We start from the raw sequence: 16,596 nt of genomic DNA, 5'->3' as shown, positions 1-16,596 counted from the left end.
CGACGGCGGCACCGACACCTGGAGCGTCAGCGGCACCGGCCGCTACGTACGCATGTACGGCACCGCCCGCGCCACCGGTTACGGCTACTCGCTGCTGGAGTTCGAGGTGCACGGCACCGGCGGCGCCGGAACCACGCCCCGGCCCAAGCCGACCTTCACCGACGAGGTCACCCACCACGAGTTCCAGGCCAACTGCTCGCTGACCGCCAACCGGCCCGACGACCCGATCGTCTACCCCGGACTGCCGGGCGCGTCGCACATGCACACCTTCGTCGGCAACACCACCACCAACGCCCACAGCACGTCCTCCTCGCTGCTGGGCGGCAACACCTCCTGCACCAACCACCACGACAAGTCCGCCTACTGGTTCCCCAGCTTCTACAAGGGCAACCAGCTCATCGAGCCCATAGGCAACCAGGTGATCTACTACAAGTCCGGCATCCTGGAGTACTGGCGGGTGCAGCCCTTCCCACAGGGCCTGCGCTTCGTCGTCGGCAGCCCGACCTCCACCCAGGAGGAGTTCCGCACCCACCCGGGCGCGGTCGAGGGCTTCGAGTGCGGCGACCTGTCCAAGAGCTGGGACATCCCGCAGTACTGCGTGCCCGGCAGCCAGGTCAACGTACGCTTCCAGGCTCCCAGCTGCTGGAACGGGGTCAACCTCGACAGCGCCGACCACAAGAGCCACATGGCCTACCCCGTCGGCGGCTACTGCCCGTCGAGCCACCCGGTCGCGGTGCCCATGCTGGAATTCAAGATCGCATTCCCGGCGAGCGGTGACCTGTCGCAGGCGCGCCTGGCCAGCGGGCGCGGCTACACCTGGCACTACGACTTCTTCAACGCCTGGGACGACCCGCGCATCCTCGACGCGCTGGTCACCCACTGCATCAACGGCGGACTGCAGTGCAATCCGCGCGGCTACGACCTCTACAAGCCGCACCGGGGAGCGGCGCTCACCGAGGACTTCGAACTGCCTTGATGTCCTCTGCGGGAACACCCAGCCCGTCCGCCCGCCCCGGCCACCGGGACGGGCGGACGGCACCGCGCACGGCTGCTGAGCGCTCGTCGTCGGCACCGCGCGCGGCCGACGAGCGCTCGCCGACGGCACCGCGCGCGGCCGGGGAACGCTTGTCAACGGCACCGGGCGCGGCCGACAAGCGTACGTCGTCGGCACCGCGCGCGGCCGACGAGCGCTTGTCGACGGCACCGCGCGCGGCTGACAAGCGCACGTCGTCGGCTCGGACCGCGCCGGCGGCGCTGGTGCTGCTCGCGCTGGCGGCGGTGCTGATGGGCGGCTGCCTGGCCCGCGGCGGCTCCGCGGCACGGCACGCGCACCACGTACCGGCGTCCACGCAAGCGGGCGGATCGCGGATCGCGCACCCCGTACCGGCACCCACGCAAGCGGACGACCCACAGATCACGCACCCCATACCGGCGTCCACGCAAGCGGACGACCCACAGATCACGCACCCCATACCAGCGTCCACGCAAGCGGACGACCCACAGATCACGCACCCCATACCGGCACCTACGCAAGCGGGCGACCCACGGATCGCCCACCCCGTCACGGGCGGGAGCGTCAACCCCACCGATGTGGCCTGGCTGCAGCTCATGATCCCGATGGACGAGCGAGTTCTGCCGCTGCTCGACCTCGGCGCCTCCCGGAGCCACGCACCTGCCGTGGGCCAGCTGGCCGCTCGGCTGCGCGCCGCGCACGTCGCCGAACTCGCCCGCCTGCGCGCAGCCCTCCACGCCACCGCCCTCCACACCACCGGACCGCCCACCACCGCCCTCCACACCACCGATCTGCCCGCCACCGGACTGCCCGCCACCGGACTGCCCGCTACCAACCCGCACGCCGGGCACGACATGCCCGGGATGATCACCGCCGCCGAACTCGCTCGCCTGCGCACCGCCGAAGGCCCGGCCTTCGACACGCTCTTCACCGGCCATCTCCGCGCCCACCTACGCCAGTCGCGGTCCGTGACCCGCTCGGAACAGGTCTCGGGCGCCGATCCCGGCATCAAGGCGCTGGCCGCCGCCATCGAACGCACCCGTACGACCCAGCTCTCCGCCCTCGGAGCGGTAGAGCGCTCTCCCTCCTGAAAGGACACGCGTGTGATCCCGGACGACCTCGACCGCCTGGTGGACAAGCTGGACCTGGAGAGCAAGGTGCGGCTGCTCACCGGAGCGACCGTGTGGCGCACGCCCGCCGAGCCCGCCATCGGGCTGGAACCCATGGTGACCTCCGACGGCCCCGCCGGCGTACGCGGGGAAGGATGGGACGAGCGCCGGACCTCCCTGTCGCTCCCCTCCGCCACCGCGCTCGCGGCCACCTGGGACGAGAGCCTGGCCCAGTCCATGGGCGAACTGCTGGCCGTCGAGGCGCGGCGCAAGGGGGTGCACGTCGTCCTGGCCCCCACCCTGAACCTGCACCGTTCCCCCCTGGCCGGACGACACTTCGAGTGCTACTCCGAGGACCCGCTGCTGACCGGTCGCATCGGCGCGGCGGTGATCCGCGGCATCCAGTCGCGCGGGGTCGGGGCCACGGCCAAGCACTATGTGGCCAACGACTCCGAGACCGACCGGCTCACCCTCGATGCCCGCGTCGACGAGCGCACCCTGCGCGAGGTGTACCTGGCGCCCTTCGAAGCAGCCGTCCAGGCGGGGGTCTGGGTGGTGATGTCGGCGTACAACGGGGTCAACGGCGTCACCATGTCCGAGAACGACCTGCTGGCCGAGCCGCTGAAGGGTGAGTGGGGGTTCGACGGGGTGGTGGTGTCGGACTGGGGAGCGGTACGGTCCGCCGTCGCCTCCGCGCGTGCCGCCCAGGACCTGGTCATGCCGGGCCCCGACGGGCCGTGGGGCGAGGCGCTGGTGGCGGCCGTCCGCGCCGGTGAGGTGCCGGAGGCGGCGATCGACGACAAGGTGCGCCGCCTGCTGCGGCTGGCCGCCCGCGTCGGCGCACTGCCCGGCTCCCCCGCCCCCTCCCCCACCGGCCCCTCCGCCGGTGACCTCACCGCCTCCTCCCCCGCCGACCCCACCGCCGGAAACCTCACCGCCTCCTCCCCCGCCGACCCCACCGCCGGAAACCTCACCGCCCCCTCCGCCCTGAGCCCTTCCGCCGGCGGCCCCACCACCGGGAGCGTCGGTGAGCGTCCGGATCGCGCCGAGCATCCGGATCACACTGAGCGTCCGGATCGCGCTCTCCTGCGCCGTACGGTCGCCGCTTCGACCGTACTGCTGCGCAACGAGGGCGACCTCCTCCCCCTCGTCCCGGTCCGGCTGACCCGCGTCGCCGTCATTGGACCGAACGCCGCCAGGCCCCGCATCCAGGGCGGCGGGAGCGCGGGCGTCTACCCTGAATCCCTCGTCACTCCGCTCGCCGGCCTGCGCACCGCGCTGAACGGTCACGCCGAGGTGCACCATGCCACCGGCGTCGCCCTTGGCGGTTTGCCCGCCCCCCTCGACGTCGCCATCGCCCGGAATCCGCGCACCGGCGAGCCCGGACTCCTGGTCCGCCTCCTCGACGCCGCAGGCGCCGAGATCCACGCCGAGCATCGCCTCACCGGCCGTCTTCCCGAACCGGAAGGACCGATCCACCGGGCCGCCGCCGTCGAGGTCAGAGCTCTCGTACGGCCGGACCGCGCGGGCCCCTGGGACGTGGCCGCCGCCGGATGGGGCCGCTTGGAGCTGACCGTGGACGGCCGCGTCGTGATCGACGAGACGGTCCCCCGGCACACCGACGACCCCGCCACCGTGCACCTGGCTCCGCCGTACCGCACGGGACGCGTCACCTTCGAAGCGGGCCGCCAGGTCGAGATCGTCATGCGCCGCGAGCTCGTCCCCGGCGGCGGGCGGGCCTGCGTGCTGGCCGCCGCCCCGGCTCCCGCGGGCGCGGCGGCCGAGCTGGCCGCCGCGGTCGAGCTGGCCGGCTCGTGCGATGTGGCCGTCGTCGTGGTGGGCACCACCGAGCAGGCCGAGAGCGAAGGCGTCGACCGGGAGACGCTCGCGCTGCCCGAGGGCCAGGACGAGCTGGTGCGCGCCGTCGCCGCGGCCAACCCGGCGACTGTCGTGGTGGTCAACTCCGGCGGTCCCGTGGCGATGCCGTGGCGGGAGGAGGCGGCGGCCGTCCTGGTCAGCTGGTTCCCCGGCGAGGAGGGCGGCAACGGCCTGGCGGACGTGCTGCTCGGCCGGGCCGAGCCGGGCGGGCGGCTGCCCACCACCTGGGCGGACCGGGCCCTGGCTCCGACTGTGCCGGAGCGGGGCGTGCTCGAGTACGCCGAAGGCCCGCACATCGGGTACCGGGGCTGGCTGCGGGAGCAGGACTCGCCCGCGTACTGGTTCGGGCACGGTCTGGGCTACACGACCTGGGCGTACGAGGGGTTGTGCGCACCGGAGCGGGTCGCGCCCGGCTGGCCGGTGCGGGTGCGCGTCACGCTGCGCAACACCGGCCGGCGGGCGGGCCGCGAGGTGGTCCAGGTGTACCTGGCCAGGCCGCAGGATCACGAGCGGCCGGTTCGGTGGCTGGCGGGGTTCGCCGCCGTGACGGCCGTGCCCGGCGAGCAGGTGGAGGCGGTGGTGGAGGTGCCGGCCAGGGCTTTCCAGCACTGGGCGGGCGCCTGGCGTACAGCCGAGGGCGAAGTGTCGGTGCTCGCCGGGCGCTCGGCCGCCGATCTCCCGCTGGAGGCTGTCATAACGGTCTCACACAGCAAGGAGAGCGCTCTCCAATCGCATGTTATAAAGAGCGGGTGAAACAAGGGGGCTCTCCTACCCTGGAAGACGTGGCACGGGTCGCCGGTGTCTCCCGCGCCACCGTCTCCCGGGTGATCAACGGCATCCGCAACGTCGACCCTGTCATCCAGGCGACGGTGCTGCAGGCGATCGATACCATCGGCTACGTCCCCAACCGCGCCGCCCGGTCCCTCGTCACCAGGCGCACCGGCGCGGTCGCCCTGGTGCTGTCCGGGGCGGGGGGCGACGATGACCCGTCACCCAGCCCCATCCTCACCGACCCGTTCTTCGGCCGCGTCGTCGCCGGGATCATCAGCTTTCTGCGGCCGCGTGGCATCCACCCGGTGCTGATGTTCGCCGACACCGCGCAGAGCCGCGCGGAGGTCGTGTCGTACCTGCGGCAGGGCGATGCCGACGGCGCGCTGCTGGTTTCCACGCACGCGGCCGACCCGCTGCCGGTGGAGCTGGTCGAGGCGGAGGTGCCCGCGGTGCTGTTCGCCCGGCCGGCGGGCAGTGTCCCGATCAGCTACGTCGACCTCGACCACCGGGCCGGCGCCGCCCTGGCCGCCGACCGGCTCGTGGAGTTGGGGCGCCGCCGCGTCGCCAGCGTCTGCGGTCCGCTCGACGTGCCCGCCGCCCAGGCACGCCTGGCGGGATTCCAGGACGCGATGGCCAGGCACGGACACGCCTACGTCCCCTACAGCGAGGGCGGCTTCACCTACGACAGCGGCGAAAGGGCCATGGAACGGCTCCTGGCCGAACGACCCGACCTCGACGGCGTGTTCGTCGCCAACGACCTGATGGCCCAAGGCGCGCTGCACGCGTTGCGCCACCACGGACGCTCCGTCCCCGATGACGTGGCGGTGATCGGCTTCGACGACAGCAGCGCCGCGACCGCCTGCCGCCCACCGCTCACGACCATCCGGCACCCGGTCGAGGACATGGCCGCCGAGATGGCTCGCCTCCTGCTCGACCACATCGACGAGCCGGGCCGTACGCCCAGGTCCGTCATCTTCGAGCCTGCCTTGATCGTCCGCGACTCCGGCTGACAGCAGACGGCCGAGTCGTGTCGTGCGGATTCGTGGTGCTGAGCGCAGTGGATGGCCTCGAACCCGTCGGGCGGACGTGTCCGATGGCTGAGTGCAGGGCATCCTTCTTCAGCTCTTCCGGCAGCTCAGCGTCGAGGACGGCTTCGCGCACCCGCACGTTCATCGACGTCACAGTGCCATGCGGCACCGACATCCCCTTGCGCTCCGGCCGGCCGTGATCGGTGCGGCACCGCGAGCGCGCCCCGGCAGGGCTATGCCGATCATGTACGGATCCAGCTGATCTCTCATGCGGCCCGGCCTCGGATGCCCTTGATCGCGATGTCCAGCAGCCGGTCCGCCCGCTCGGTGTCGTCGTCGCGCTCGGTGGCCAGCGAGATGGCGTTGACGAGCGCGAGCAGATCCTCGGCGCGGAGCCCGGGACGTACGGCGCCTGCCTGTTGTGCCCGTCGCAGGAGTTCACGCGCCGCGTCGGTGATCATCGCCTGACAGCCTTCGTTCTGTTCCAGCAGGTCGGCATCCCGGCCGTCGTGCAGCAGCGAGGCGGCCAGGCCGCGGCTGGTGCCCGCGTAGGCGTTGAGGTCCCTCAGCCAGGCCAGGAGCGCGGGGCCCGGCTCGCTCTCCTCGGCCCGTTGCGCCGCCATGGCGCACAACTCCTCGACACGATCGTGGAAGACGGCTTCGAGCAGAGCTCGACGGGAGGGGAACAGTCGGTGCAGCGTCGCCGATCCCGTCCCGGCCTGGCGGGCGATCTCCTTCAGGGCCGCGCCGGCGCCGTCACGCGCGAAGACGTCCCGGGCCGCGCTGACGATGCGGTCGTAGTTGCGCTGGGCGTCCGCACGCAAGGGCCGTCGCCGGGCGGTGTGGGGCATGGCCTCCTCCAGGCTTTGACAAGTGGGCTGGCGCTCCGGTTAGAGTAGCCGAACCGTAAGTGGGCCGCCAGCCCACTTACGTCCGGAACGACTGGGAGAGATCATGCGCGCCGTCCAATACACCCGCTTCGGCCCTCCCGAGGTGCTGCGCGTCAACAACGTGCCCACGCCGGAGCCCGGGCCGGGAGAAGTACTCGTCGAGGTCCGCGCCGCGAGCGTTGACGCCGGAGAACTCGCCTTCCGCACAGGCAGACTCCGCGGCATCGCCCGAGCCCGATTCCCCCGCGGCCTGGGAGTCGACTTCACCGGCCGCATCGCGGCCCTGGGCCCCGGCGTACACGCCTGGAGCACGGGACAGGAGGTGTGGGGGCTGATGCCGCACTTCACCTTCGGCGCCATCGCCGACTACGTGGCCGTCCCCGAACAGCGACTCGCCCGAGCACCCGAGAACCTGAGCCTGCTCGACGCCGCCGCCCTGCCCTCGTCGGGCACCACCGCCCTGACCGCCCTGACCGACAAGGCCCGCCTGGCCGGCGGTGAACGGCTCCTGGTCCGCGGCGCCACAGGCGGCGTCGGCAACATCGCCGTGCAACTGGGCAAGGCGCTCGGCGCCCACGTCACCGCGCTCGCCGGCGCCCGCAATCTCGGCTGGGTCACCGAACTCGGCGCCGACGCGGCCCTGGACTACCGCACGACCCGGCCGCAGGACCTCGGTCATTACGATGTGATCCTCGACGTCGTGGGCACCGACCTCGGCGCCTACCAGACCCGGCTCAACCGGCGTGGCCGCATGGTCGCGCTCGCCTTCGACCAGAACCACATCCTGACCTCGATGGTCACCACGGGGCTGCGAGCCGCCCTCTCGCCCCGGCGCGTGAAACTCTTCAGCAACAACCCCTCCCCCGCGCGGATCGCCGAGCTCACCGCCTCCGCCAAGGCCGGCAGCATCCGCCCTGTAATCGACACCGTCTACCCGATCGACGACATCGCAGAGGCCCACCGACGACTCGAGACCGGCGGAGTCCGCGGGAAGCTCATCATCGACATGCAACGCTGACCCCTGCGCGAAGCAACTCCCGAACCACCGCGGACGGCAAGCGACGCGGGCCGCTGCGCCGCGGCGGGTTCGCCTCCCCCCAAGACGCCGCCGAGGCCGCGCTCGGTCAGGTACGTGATCTGCGCTGCGCACGGACATCAGTGCCCGGACGATCCACAAGTTCGGCTCGACAGGTGGAGCCGTACGAAGCCGTTCTGGCCATGCGTACCCATACGAATATCGAAGCCGGCCCGGCAGCTGGACCGCGCTCCCCGAACCGGCCGGTAATCGCGCTGTCCCTGCTCGGGAACTCTCGCTGCTCAGAGCAGATCTGCCCCAGGCAGATCGTGTCGACGCCGGTCCGGATCGCCTCACAAGATGGACGCATGAGCGAAGAATCGAAACTTCCGCTGTTCAACCCACGAATGAGACGCGAACTCTTTGAGCAGCGTGTTCTCGTTCTCGACGGCCCTCTCGACGACGACAACGGGACACTGCTGGCCACCCAGCTGATGGCGCTCGCCACGGAGGATGCGTCGTCCGATATCGCCTTGTGGATCCATTCCCCAGGTGGCTCGGTCCCGTCGATGCTTGCGATCCGCGACATCATGCGCCTCATTCCCTGTGACGTATCGACCCTCGTCCTGGGTATCGCTTACAGTGCCGGGCAGTTCTTGCTGTCGTCGGGGGCCCGTGGGAAGCGCCGCGCTCTACCGCACTCACGAGTCCTGATGCACCAAGGCTCGGCGGGCATCGGTGGCACCGCGGTCGACATCGAACTGCAGGCCGGCGACCTTCGGCATACGCGCGACACAGTGCTCGGTCTGATTGCCGAGGACACAGGTCAGCCTGTCGAGCGCATATTCGAGGATTCTCTGCACGATCGTTGGTACACGGCACAGGAAGCACTGGACTACGGCTTCATCGACGCCATCGTGCAGAACTTCGACGAAATCGCGCCACAAAACCGCCCGCGGCTCGGATTCGGCATCACCCAAGGAGTCGGCCAGTGACCACATATACGATCCCGAACGTCATCGCCTCGAACCCTCGTGGCGAGCGGATCATGGATGTCTACTCGCACCTGCTCACCGAGCGGATCGTCTACCTGGGCACCGCAATCGACGCGGGCGTCGCGAATGCTCTCATCGCGCAGCTGATTTTCCTGGAATCAGACAACCCCGAGGCGGAGATCCAGTTCTATATCAACTGCGAAGGCGGAGACCCGAGCGCGATGCTCGCGATCTACGACACCATGCGCCATATCCGCCCGCGGGTTTCGACGACCTGTGTCGGACAGGCCGTCGCGGTGGGTGCCGTACTTCTCGCCGCCGGCGCCGAAGGCAAACGTGCCGCTCTCCCCCACGCACGGATCATCCTGCACCAGCCGGCAGCCCAGGGGCGCGGAGCGATCCCCGATCTCATCTTGCAGGCCGACGAGGTCGTACGTGTCCGGGCAGACATCGAGCGCATACTTTCACGGCACACCGGCCAGTCGGTCGAGACCCTGCGCGCCGACACCGATCACGATCGCGTGTTCACCGCTACCGCGGCCTTGGAGTACGGGCTCCTCGATCAGATCATCGAGGAGCGTTCATAGGCCCGTGGACAACCCCGGCAAGCCGCGCTACGCGGCCAGAGCATATGCCGCCGAGCAGGTGGCACCTCTCGACGCGCTCTGCTGAGCAGGCCGCAAACTCTCGGCAACGGCGAGGGTCAGATCGACCAGGGTCACATCCAGCGCTCCGGCGACCGCGGCGATCATTTCGCTCGACGGCTCCTTGACGCCTCGTTCGATCTCGGAGAGATATTGCGGCGAGACTCCGGCGCGGCTTGCCGTCTCGCTCAACTTCTCACCGCGCTCATGGCGAAGCCCTCTCAAGCACTCACCGAGCACCTGCCGCCACAGCGGCTCGCGAGCCGGAGACGGCTCGGGGGCGGTCCGATTGATCGCTGGACGCGACGGCATGGATGAGGCCATGCCTCACCATAGGTCGATGGCGCGTTCGAGCTCTGCCGGCTTCGCGCAGAGCAGAACCGTCTCCGCTTACCCTTGCCCAGCCTCAGGCCATTCGCGCGCTCACCGAGCGGTCGTCGCGGCGGCGACCACTCGGTGAAGCCGAAGAGCAGCCACGTGAGCACCGCTTGCGCAGGCGTTGCAAAGGCGCAAGCTCAGCTGGCAGGACCCGCTGGTGAACGTGGTCGAACTGATCGCCCGCTCCGGGCAGGCAGCCGCCGACGACCCACGCCGACCTGCTGACCGGATACCGCACCGAGCCATGACCCGGCGTGGTCGACGGCGAGGTCGTCATCCTGGCCGAGCGCGCCGCCGCACACGTCCCCCTGGACAACCTCAAGGCGGTGGCCCGCCTGCTGGGCGACCTGCAGCGAGCGGGGAACGAGGTTCAGATGAATCTCGACGGCAGCACGCTGACCGTCAACCGGCAGCTCGTGCCCGCGATGCGCTGCACTTCTCCAAACTGGTGGATCGGTTCGTGCAGAACCTGCGCCCGGTGGCCGGCTATGACGTGCAGTACTTCGCCACAGTCGACCTTCCCGCATCCGGCTGGGGCCTGCTCACTCTGGAGAAGACCGCACCCCAGAGCAACAAGCGATTCACCGACTCCGGCAAGGCCCACGACGAACGCGGCCTGAAGCATCGGAACGCGAAGACCACGCGGCCGGTGCCCATCCCGCCCGAACTGGTGACCATCCTCCGGGCGCACCTCGACACGCACGGCACGGCCAAGGACGGACGGCTCTTCCGGACCAGGACGGACGGCGTGATCTCCGGCTCGGTCTACGCCAAGATCTGGAAAGAGGCCCGAACCTACGCCCTCACTCCCGATCAGGTCGCCTCTCCCCTCGCGGGCAGACCGTACGACCTGCGGCACGCCGCCGTCTCCCTGTCGCTGGAGGCCGGCGTCCACGCACCCGAAACGGCGCAACGGGCCGGCCACGGGGTGGACGTCATGCTTCGGATCTATGCCAAGTGCGTTGACGGGCAACGCAATGTGGCCAACCAACGGATAGAGGGTGCGCTGGCTCGTGACTGATCGATCCAGGGATACTGGCCCGGTGGATCTCCCGGCTGAGCTCAGAGATCGTCTGGCCGACCTCAGAGGTGATCTCCTCTGGGGTCGGCTCCCGGGGAGGGCGGCGGATGCTGGATGGCTGGCCTGTGAGCTCATCGAGGCCGGTCTGGATACGCCGGCGGTGTGGGAGCTTGCGGGTTACGCGTTGTCCATCGGACCTATGAAGGAAGTTGAGCCGCTGGTCCGCCAGGTGCTGGCGGAGAGCGGCTTCCCGTCCATCGACCTCCAGCGCGAGCCGTGGGCGGTCGCTCAGGACGTGGTGCAGGGGATAGCGGAGGGCACGCTACCCATAGGCAAGGGCGCCGACTTCCTGATCATGGAGCTCAGCGATAGATGGACCACCCCCCACGAGATTTGGGAACTGATCCTCCTCATCGACGGCTGGGAAGTCCTACGTGGGACTCCGCCGACCGACGACGAGCTTCGAGAGCAGGCACGCAAAATCGTCGATGCCGCACCAGGGTGGCCCGACGCGAAGGCAGATCAGGAACCGTAGAACATGGGAGTCCATCGCCAGCCATGGGTCTCGGATCGCTCCGGGGCTCTTCGGCTCACGTCGGGTTCATCCCGCAGACGTCCAGAAACCTGGCCTCGACGTACGAATACGTGGCCCCTTTCATCCCGCGTATATCCCGTGACCACCGACAGACAGGGGCTCTCGGCGGCCTACTGCTGCACATCACGCGAGAGCCGCACCCAAGCAAAAGACCAGCTCAGACGAGGTTTTAGCTGGTCTCGATTGCGCGCCCTGCAGGATTCGAACCTGCGCCGCCGGATCAGAAGCAAGATCTTTAAGTGTCGCACTGTGCCACTGGATGATGGTTCGTGCCATCTCAGTGCGTTTTGCTCCACCCTGGACGCAACTCAAAAACCCCGCAGCGCGAGCTGCCCGTTCGGATCGAGGCCGTCGAGGATTCCAACTGTGACCCCCTGCACCGCCACTTGGGACAAAGCACGTGGACAGCGCCGGGAGCAGCGCCGATCTCAGGACGCCGCGGCGGTTCTGATTCCCGCTTCCCAGCCCCCCGCATCAGCAGGCCCGCGCCGGTCCGGCCGATAATGGCCCGATGAAGGTACGGATCGGGATAGCTCCGCCACCTGGAGACCACCCTGACCGCCTCGCCGGACTCGCGGAGCGGGCCGAGGCTCTCGGGATCGACTCGCTGTGGTTGTCGGAGATCGTCCACGGGCCGTCCGTCGAGCCCATCGTCGGCATGGCCTACACGCTGGCCGCCACCCGCAGGCTGAAGGTCGGCACGGGGGTGGCGATCCTGCCGGGCCGTCACCCGGTGCGGGTGGCCAAGCAACTCGCCTCGCTGGCTGCGCTCGCCCCCAAGCGCGTGCTGCCGGCCTTCGGGCTGACCCCGGCCAGGCCCGCCGAGCGGGAGGCGTTCCCCGTTCCCGGGCCGCGCGGTGCGGTGTTCGACGAGTCGCTCGAGCTGCTCAGGTTGCTCCTGCGGCAGGAGAAGGTGACCTTCCACGGCGAGTTCTTCGCGGTGGAGAACGCCGGGGTCGGCCCGCTGCCGGCCAGGCCGCTCGACATCTGGGTCGGCGGCAGCGGGGAGCGCGCCCTGCGCCGCGCCGGTCGGCTCGCCGACGGCTGGCTGGCCAGCTTTCTCACTCCTGACCAGGCCGCCGCCGGCCGTATGGCGATCGCGGCGCACGCGGCCGAGGCGGGCCGCGAGATCGAGGCCGACCACTACGGCACCAGCCTCGCGGTGGCCGCGACCGAGATCCCTGCCACCGCGATCGACGCCATCGCCAGGCGCAACCCGGGCGCCGACCCCGCCGAGATCGTCCCGGTCGGCTGGGCCGCCGCCCGTGATCTGATCGGGCGCTTCGTCGAGGCCGGGATCACCAAGTTCGTCGTACGGCCCGCCACGCCTGTGTCCTCGGTCGAGCGCTGGCTCGACGAGTTCGCCGACCACCTCATGCCGCTGCAGAACTGAGCGCAACCCTGACGTGCCCCCACGTGCTCTGAACTGGGGGCCTGCTGATGAGGCGCGCCTTTCACCTCCGCCTTCCGAGAGTTCTTCAAGGTGAAGGGTTGCGGATCGTCACCACTCGGCCGCGAACGCCGATCCCGGAACCGACGCCCCGGATGCCGCGACACGGCCTGCCGCGCACGTGAACGACCTTGACGACCAACGAAGACCATCACGCCGCTCAACCGCAGCTCAGATGACGTGATCCGATATTCGAGCGGCACAGGAAGCTGTCGACGACACGCCAGAATGCGGCAGTCGGAAGCCCTTGGAGCCGCTATGCCGCCGGCGACCGCTCAAGGTGACCGCCGCTCTTCCCGCACAGGTGAATACAGATCACTCGATCAACGGTCTCTGCCAGTACTCCGCCCCTTGTCCGAGGCCGTCATGACCGTGGCGTAGTGCTCCGGCCGGTCCTCGCATGCGACGGCTGACCGTTTCCGTCGCCATCGTCGATCGATCTCCTGTCAGAAGGCGCGCTCGTGATGGATGTGCCGTGGGAGCAGGTCCATGAAGGCGTGCAGCGCCCTGGTCGGTTTGCGCTTCGCAGAGCTGATCACGCAGAGCGTCCAGGACAGTCCCGTCCCCTGCAGCGCCACCGCGCGCACACCGGGGTGCACGGGGAACGTCTTGGGCTGGAATGCCACGCCGAGCCCACGCATCACGTACTGGGGAATCGTAGTGATGTCGGAGACCTCGACCAGCACCTGACGCGTCAGCTCCGCGCGAGCGAACGCCTCGTCCACCAGCTCCCGCTGGCAGAAGCCGATCGGCATCTCGACGAAGGGCTCACTCGCGAGGTCGGCAAGGCGCACGGCGTCACGCCGGGACAGGGGGTGGTCCTCGGCGACGAGCAGCTGGAGCTCAAAATCCTTGATCGGCATGACGTTGAGATGCTCGTCCCGGAGGCGCCTGCCGACGAAGGCCACGTCCGCACGGCTCTCCTTGACGTCCTCGACCAGCCCCGCCGTGCCGCGCTGCGACATCGCGACGCGCAGCCGCACCCCCGGGTGCCGGCGATGGAAGTCACCGGCCAATGCGGGGACGTCCACGACGGTCATGCTGGTGAGCATGCCGACCGTGAGGCTGCCGCGCAGGCCGGCGGAGACCGGCTCAACGGTGGCGCGGGCCCGGTCCAGAGCCTCCAGGGCCGCTCTGGCCTCGGGGAGGAACGCCGATCCCGCCTCGGTGAGCTGGACCGATCGGGTCGACCGGGTCACCAGCTCGACCCGTAGGTCACTCTCCAGCGCCTTGATCCCCGCCGACAGCGTCGACTGCGTCACGTGGAGGCGCTGGGCGGCACGGGTGAAGTTCATCTCTTCGGCCACCGCGATGAAGTACTCCAGCCTGCGCTGGTCCATGCGCCTCCTCCATCTATCGGTGCCGGCGATATGAGCATCGAGATTCTTCGTTGGACACGATAAGCGGCGATCGACAACAGTGGCCAGCGCGGCCACCGGCTTCCAGGCCGCCTTCCACAACTCCTCGACGAAGGACGACTCATGCGCGTATTTCTCACCGGCGCAACCGGCTACATCGGCGCGGCGGTTCTCGATCGGCTGGTGGCCGAGGGGCACCAGGTCACCGCCCTGGTCCGCGACCAGGGCAAGGCGGAGGCCGTACGAGCCAGAGGGGCGGTCCCTGTCCTCGGCGACCTGGCCGATGCCGATGCGGTGCACCGGCTCGCCGACGCCGCCGACGGCGTGATCCACCTGGCCGCTCCTGGTGACGACAGCAGTGCGCGGATCGACGACGCTGCGGCCACGCACATCCTCGGCGCCCTCAAGGGCACCGACCGGCCCTACATCCACACCAGCGGACTCTGGGTGCACGGAAGCGGCACCGCGATCACCGAATCGACCCCGATGAACCCGCCGCGTCTGACGGCCTGGCGGGTGCCGATCGTGGAGCGCGTGCTCTCCACACCCGGCGTGCGCGTCGCGGTGGTGGCTCCCGCCGTGGTCTACGGCCGTGGCGGTGGGCTGCTGAACCTCGTGGCCTCGGGGCCGAGAACCGCAGGAGACGCGCCGGCCCTCACCATGATCGGCCATGGGGAGCAGCACTGGGGCACGGTGCACGTGGACGACCTCGCCGTGCTCTACGTACGGGCGCTGGAGAGCGCGCCCGCAGGCTCGTACTTCATCGGGGCCAGTGGCGTGAACCCCACTGTCCGCGAGATCACCGAAGCCGTGAGCCGGGCGATCGGCCTGTCCGGCCGGGTCGCTCCCGAGCCGGTGGCCCGGACGCTCGAACGCCTCGGCCTGCTCGGCGAGGCGCTGCTGCTCGACCAGCAGGCCGGCGGGGACGCCGCACGGCGGATCCTCGGCTGGACCCCGGAGCAGTCGACGATCGTCGAGGACCTGGCCGCGAACCGGCTCGCCGCGATCTCCTGACGCACCACATCCCGGTTCTCACCGCGGGCTCGTCGCGTGGAGCGAGGAGCCCGCGGGGTCGGCCAGCACCATGCGGACGGCTTCTTCCTTGAACTCCGGCGAGAACTCGACGCCTCGTCACGTACCTACCTCTTCCAGACTGCTGTCAGCTTATGTAGCTGGCTGTCCGGAATCTTCTAGGCACCTCATGGCGTGATTCATGAATGACGGTCGCAGGGCTTGGCTCGCGCTCAAACCTGCACCTAATTCGACGATTTTCGCGGCAAGTGAGTTACCTGCTCGGAGGCTGCGTACTTTGGCGGACAGCCGTCATCTGGGCGCAGCAGTCGCTACCATCCTCAAGTGGCGCAAGCTCAGCGCAAGCACATCCCCAACGAGATTCGACGCGCGCTCTTCGACGCGACCGACAGGCGATGCACCATCTGCCGTAGACCCTTGGACATAGAGGGTGGCACCCACCACATTGGCGAGATGGGCCACATCGCACCCCACTCCCCTGACGGACCTCGCCGGGAGGCGGTCAGACCGGCGGAAGTCGATGGCCTTAGCAATCTCATGCTGCTGTGCCCGAGTTGCCACCGGACCATCGACAAAGAGCCGGGCCTATGGCCGGATGACCATCTGCGCGCCATCAAAGCCGAGCATGAGGGGTGGGTGGTCGTCGAGCGGGCACGGCCGGAGCCGGACAAGCCGCTTGACGAAAAGCCCATGGGCCTTGGCGAGATCGTTGAGATCGGGGACGTCGCCTACCGGATCGCCGGCAATCCCCAAGAGGAGAGGTCCACGGACGGCCGAGCGATCAGGTCCCGGGCCTTCGCGCTCACACCTGACGGCCATCACCTCTGGATCCGCAGAATCGCCACCAGGTGGCCCGATTCCGAAGCCCTGGATCTCCGCGTCGCCCTGGCCGCCGAGGCCGACCTGCTCGCCGAAGCACTCCCCGGCCTGCCTCCGCCCGTCGCGGCGTCTATGACCGCGGAGACGGCGACACTGGTCACTGCGATCCCCTCGTTCACCACCCTGGCCCAGTTCTATGGCGGCCGAGGCCGCGAGTCCGAGGCCGTGAGGGTCCTGGCCGCTGGCATCGCCGGACTTTGCGAAGGGCTTGCTTCCCTACATGCCAGAGGCCTCGCCCATGGCTCCCTCGACTCTGACTCGATCATGACCGACCGAGGTGGGGCACTCTTTCTCCGTGACGTCGGCGATGCGTTCCTCCATCCCGTCGAACCCGCCGAGGACGTTCGCCGCCTGGCCGAGCTGATCCACGTGACGGTGACCGGACGCCTGCCCGTACCGCTCGTCTCGGCGGCGGTCCTGAACCCTGCAGTCCCGGAGCGCTTCGCCCAAGCCCTCGACCGCGCGCTTCTCCCTGATCCGGCTGGGCGCGGAGACATCGTGGAACTCAGCGCGGGACTGCGCATGTGAGGTGAAGGAGCAG

Annotated in this window: 14 protein-coding genes and 1 pseudogene; 12 read left to right on the top strand and 3 right to left on the bottom strand. The window is 69.6% G+C overall.

The features are described 5' to 3' along the window. The first annotated feature begins 52 nt into the window (after nt 1-52). The 4 genes from AC27IY_RS06925 to AC27IY_RS06910 are packed head-to-tail and all read left to right on the top strand — an operon-like array spanning nt 53 to nt 5,780. Nucleotides 53-976, top strand: coding sequence for a DUF1996 domain-containing protein (locus AC27IY_RS06925; RefSeq protein WP_487177436.1), 924 nt, complete (start codon nt 53-55; stop codon nt 974-976). Then, entirely contained in the window at nt 976-2,103 is a 1,128-nt protein-coding gene (locus AC27IY_RS06920; RefSeq protein WP_487177435.1) for a DUF305 domain-containing protein, read from the top strand. Before AC27IY_RS06925 ends, AC27IY_RS06920 begins: the two co-directional genes overlap by 1 nt. Nucleotides 2,104-2,115: 12 nt before the next feature. Further along, on the top strand, nt 2,116-4,752 hold the full coding sequence (locus tag AC27IY_RS06915; protein ID WP_487177434.1) for a glycoside hydrolase family 3 C-terminal domain-containing protein: 2,637 nt from the start codon (nt 2,116-2,118) through the stop codon (nt 4,750-4,752). A gap of 29 nt (nt 4,753-4,781) precedes the next feature. Further along, a complete protein-coding gene (locus tag AC27IY_RS06910) occupies nt 4,782-5,780 on the top strand; it encodes a LacI family DNA-binding transcriptional regulator (RefSeq protein WP_487177433.1) in 999 nt (332 codons plus the stop codon). Between the two features lie 284 nt (nt 5,781-6,064). Here AC27IY_RS06910 and AC27IY_RS06905 read toward each other — a convergent pair whose 3' ends face one another. Beyond that, the gene (locus tag AC27IY_RS06905; RefSeq protein ID WP_487177432.1) at nt 6,065-6,649 is read right to left on the bottom strand and encodes a TetR/AcrR family transcriptional regulator; all 585 of its coding nucleotides are present in this window, start codon (nt 6,647-6,649) and stop codon (nt 6,065-6,067) included. Nucleotides 6,650-6,752: 103 nt separating this feature from the next. On the opposite strand from AC27IY_RS06905, the gene AC27IY_RS06900 reads away from it, so the two are divergent. The 3 genes from AC27IY_RS06900 (at nt 6,753) to AC27IY_RS06890 (ending at nt 9,285) form a co-directional block, all read left to right on the top strand. Next, a complete protein-coding gene (locus AC27IY_RS06900) occupies nt 6,753-7,706 on the top strand; it encodes an NAD(P)-dependent alcohol dehydrogenase (RefSeq protein WP_487177431.1) in 954 nt (317 codons plus the stop codon). A gap of 365 nt (nt 7,707-8,071) precedes the next feature. Further along, nucleotides 8,072-8,698, top strand: a complete 627-nt coding sequence (locus AC27IY_RS06895) for a ClpP family protease (protein WP_344206758.1) — start codon at nt 8,072-8,074, stop codon at nt 8,696-8,698. Then, complete coding sequence (locus tag AC27IY_RS06890; protein ID WP_371248548.1) at nt 8,695-9,285, top strand: ClpP family protease; 591 nt, start codon at nt 8,695-8,697, stop codon at nt 9,283-9,285. Before AC27IY_RS06895 ends, AC27IY_RS06890 begins: the two co-directional genes overlap by 4 nt. 27 nt (nt 9,286-9,312) lie before the next feature. Here the strand turns inward: AC27IY_RS06890 and AC27IY_RS06885 are convergent, their stop codons facing one another. Next, the gene (locus tag AC27IY_RS06885; protein ID WP_487177430.1) at nt 9,313-9,666 is read right to left on the bottom strand and encodes a helix-turn-helix domain-containing protein; all 354 of its coding nucleotides are present in this window, start codon (nt 9,664-9,666) and stop codon (nt 9,313-9,315) included. 472 nt (nt 9,667-10,138) lie between these two features. On the opposite strand from AC27IY_RS06885, the pseudogene AC27IY_RS06880 reads away from it, so the two are divergent. The 3 genes and pseudogenes from AC27IY_RS06880 to AC27IY_RS06870 form a co-directional block, all read left to right on the top strand. Continuing rightward, nucleotides 10,139-10,741 (top strand): annotated as a pseudogene (locus AC27IY_RS06880) (hypothetical protein); the annotation flags it as partial. Nucleotides 10,742-10,763: 22 nt separating this feature from the next. Continuing rightward, a complete protein-coding gene (locus AC27IY_RS06875) occupies nt 10,764-11,276 on the top strand; it encodes a hypothetical protein (protein ID WP_487177429.1) in 513 nt (170 codons plus the stop codon). A gap of 571 nt (nt 11,277-11,847) precedes the next feature. Further along, complete coding sequence (locus tag AC27IY_RS06870) at nt 11,848-12,729, top strand: TIGR03854 family LLM class F420-dependent oxidoreductase (RefSeq protein ID WP_487177428.1); 882 nt, start codon at nt 11,848-11,850, stop codon at nt 12,727-12,729. A 503-nt stretch (nt 12,730-13,232) separates the two neighbouring features. Here AC27IY_RS06870 and AC27IY_RS06865 read toward each other — a convergent pair. Next, a complete protein-coding gene (locus AC27IY_RS06865; RefSeq protein ID WP_487177427.1) occupies nt 13,233-14,126 on the bottom strand; it encodes a LysR family transcriptional regulator in 894 nt (297 codons plus the stop codon). Nucleotides 14,127-14,267: 141 nt separating this feature from the next. Between AC27IY_RS06865 and AC27IY_RS06860 the strand changes: the two genes are divergently transcribed. Together AC27IY_RS06860 and AC27IY_RS06855 are read left to right on the top strand one after the other, a co-directional pair. Then, nucleotides 14,268-15,158: an NAD-dependent epimerase/dehydratase family protein gene (locus AC27IY_RS06860; RefSeq protein WP_487177426.1), complete on the top strand. Its 891-nt coding sequence runs from the start codon at nt 14,268-14,270 to the stop codon at nt 15,156-15,158. 342 nt (nt 15,159-15,500) lie between these two features. Then, nucleotides 15,501-16,583: a hypothetical protein gene (locus tag AC27IY_RS06855; protein WP_487177425.1), complete on the top strand. Its 1,083-nt coding sequence runs from the start codon at nt 15,501-15,503 to the stop codon at nt 16,581-16,583. Nucleotides 16,584-16,596: the final 13 nt, after the last annotated feature.

It is taken from the genome of Nonomuraea sp. B208, assembly GCF_057536035.1.
Note: the sequence above shows the minus strand (reverse complement) of the source record. Positions and strands in the feature narration are given on the sequence as shown.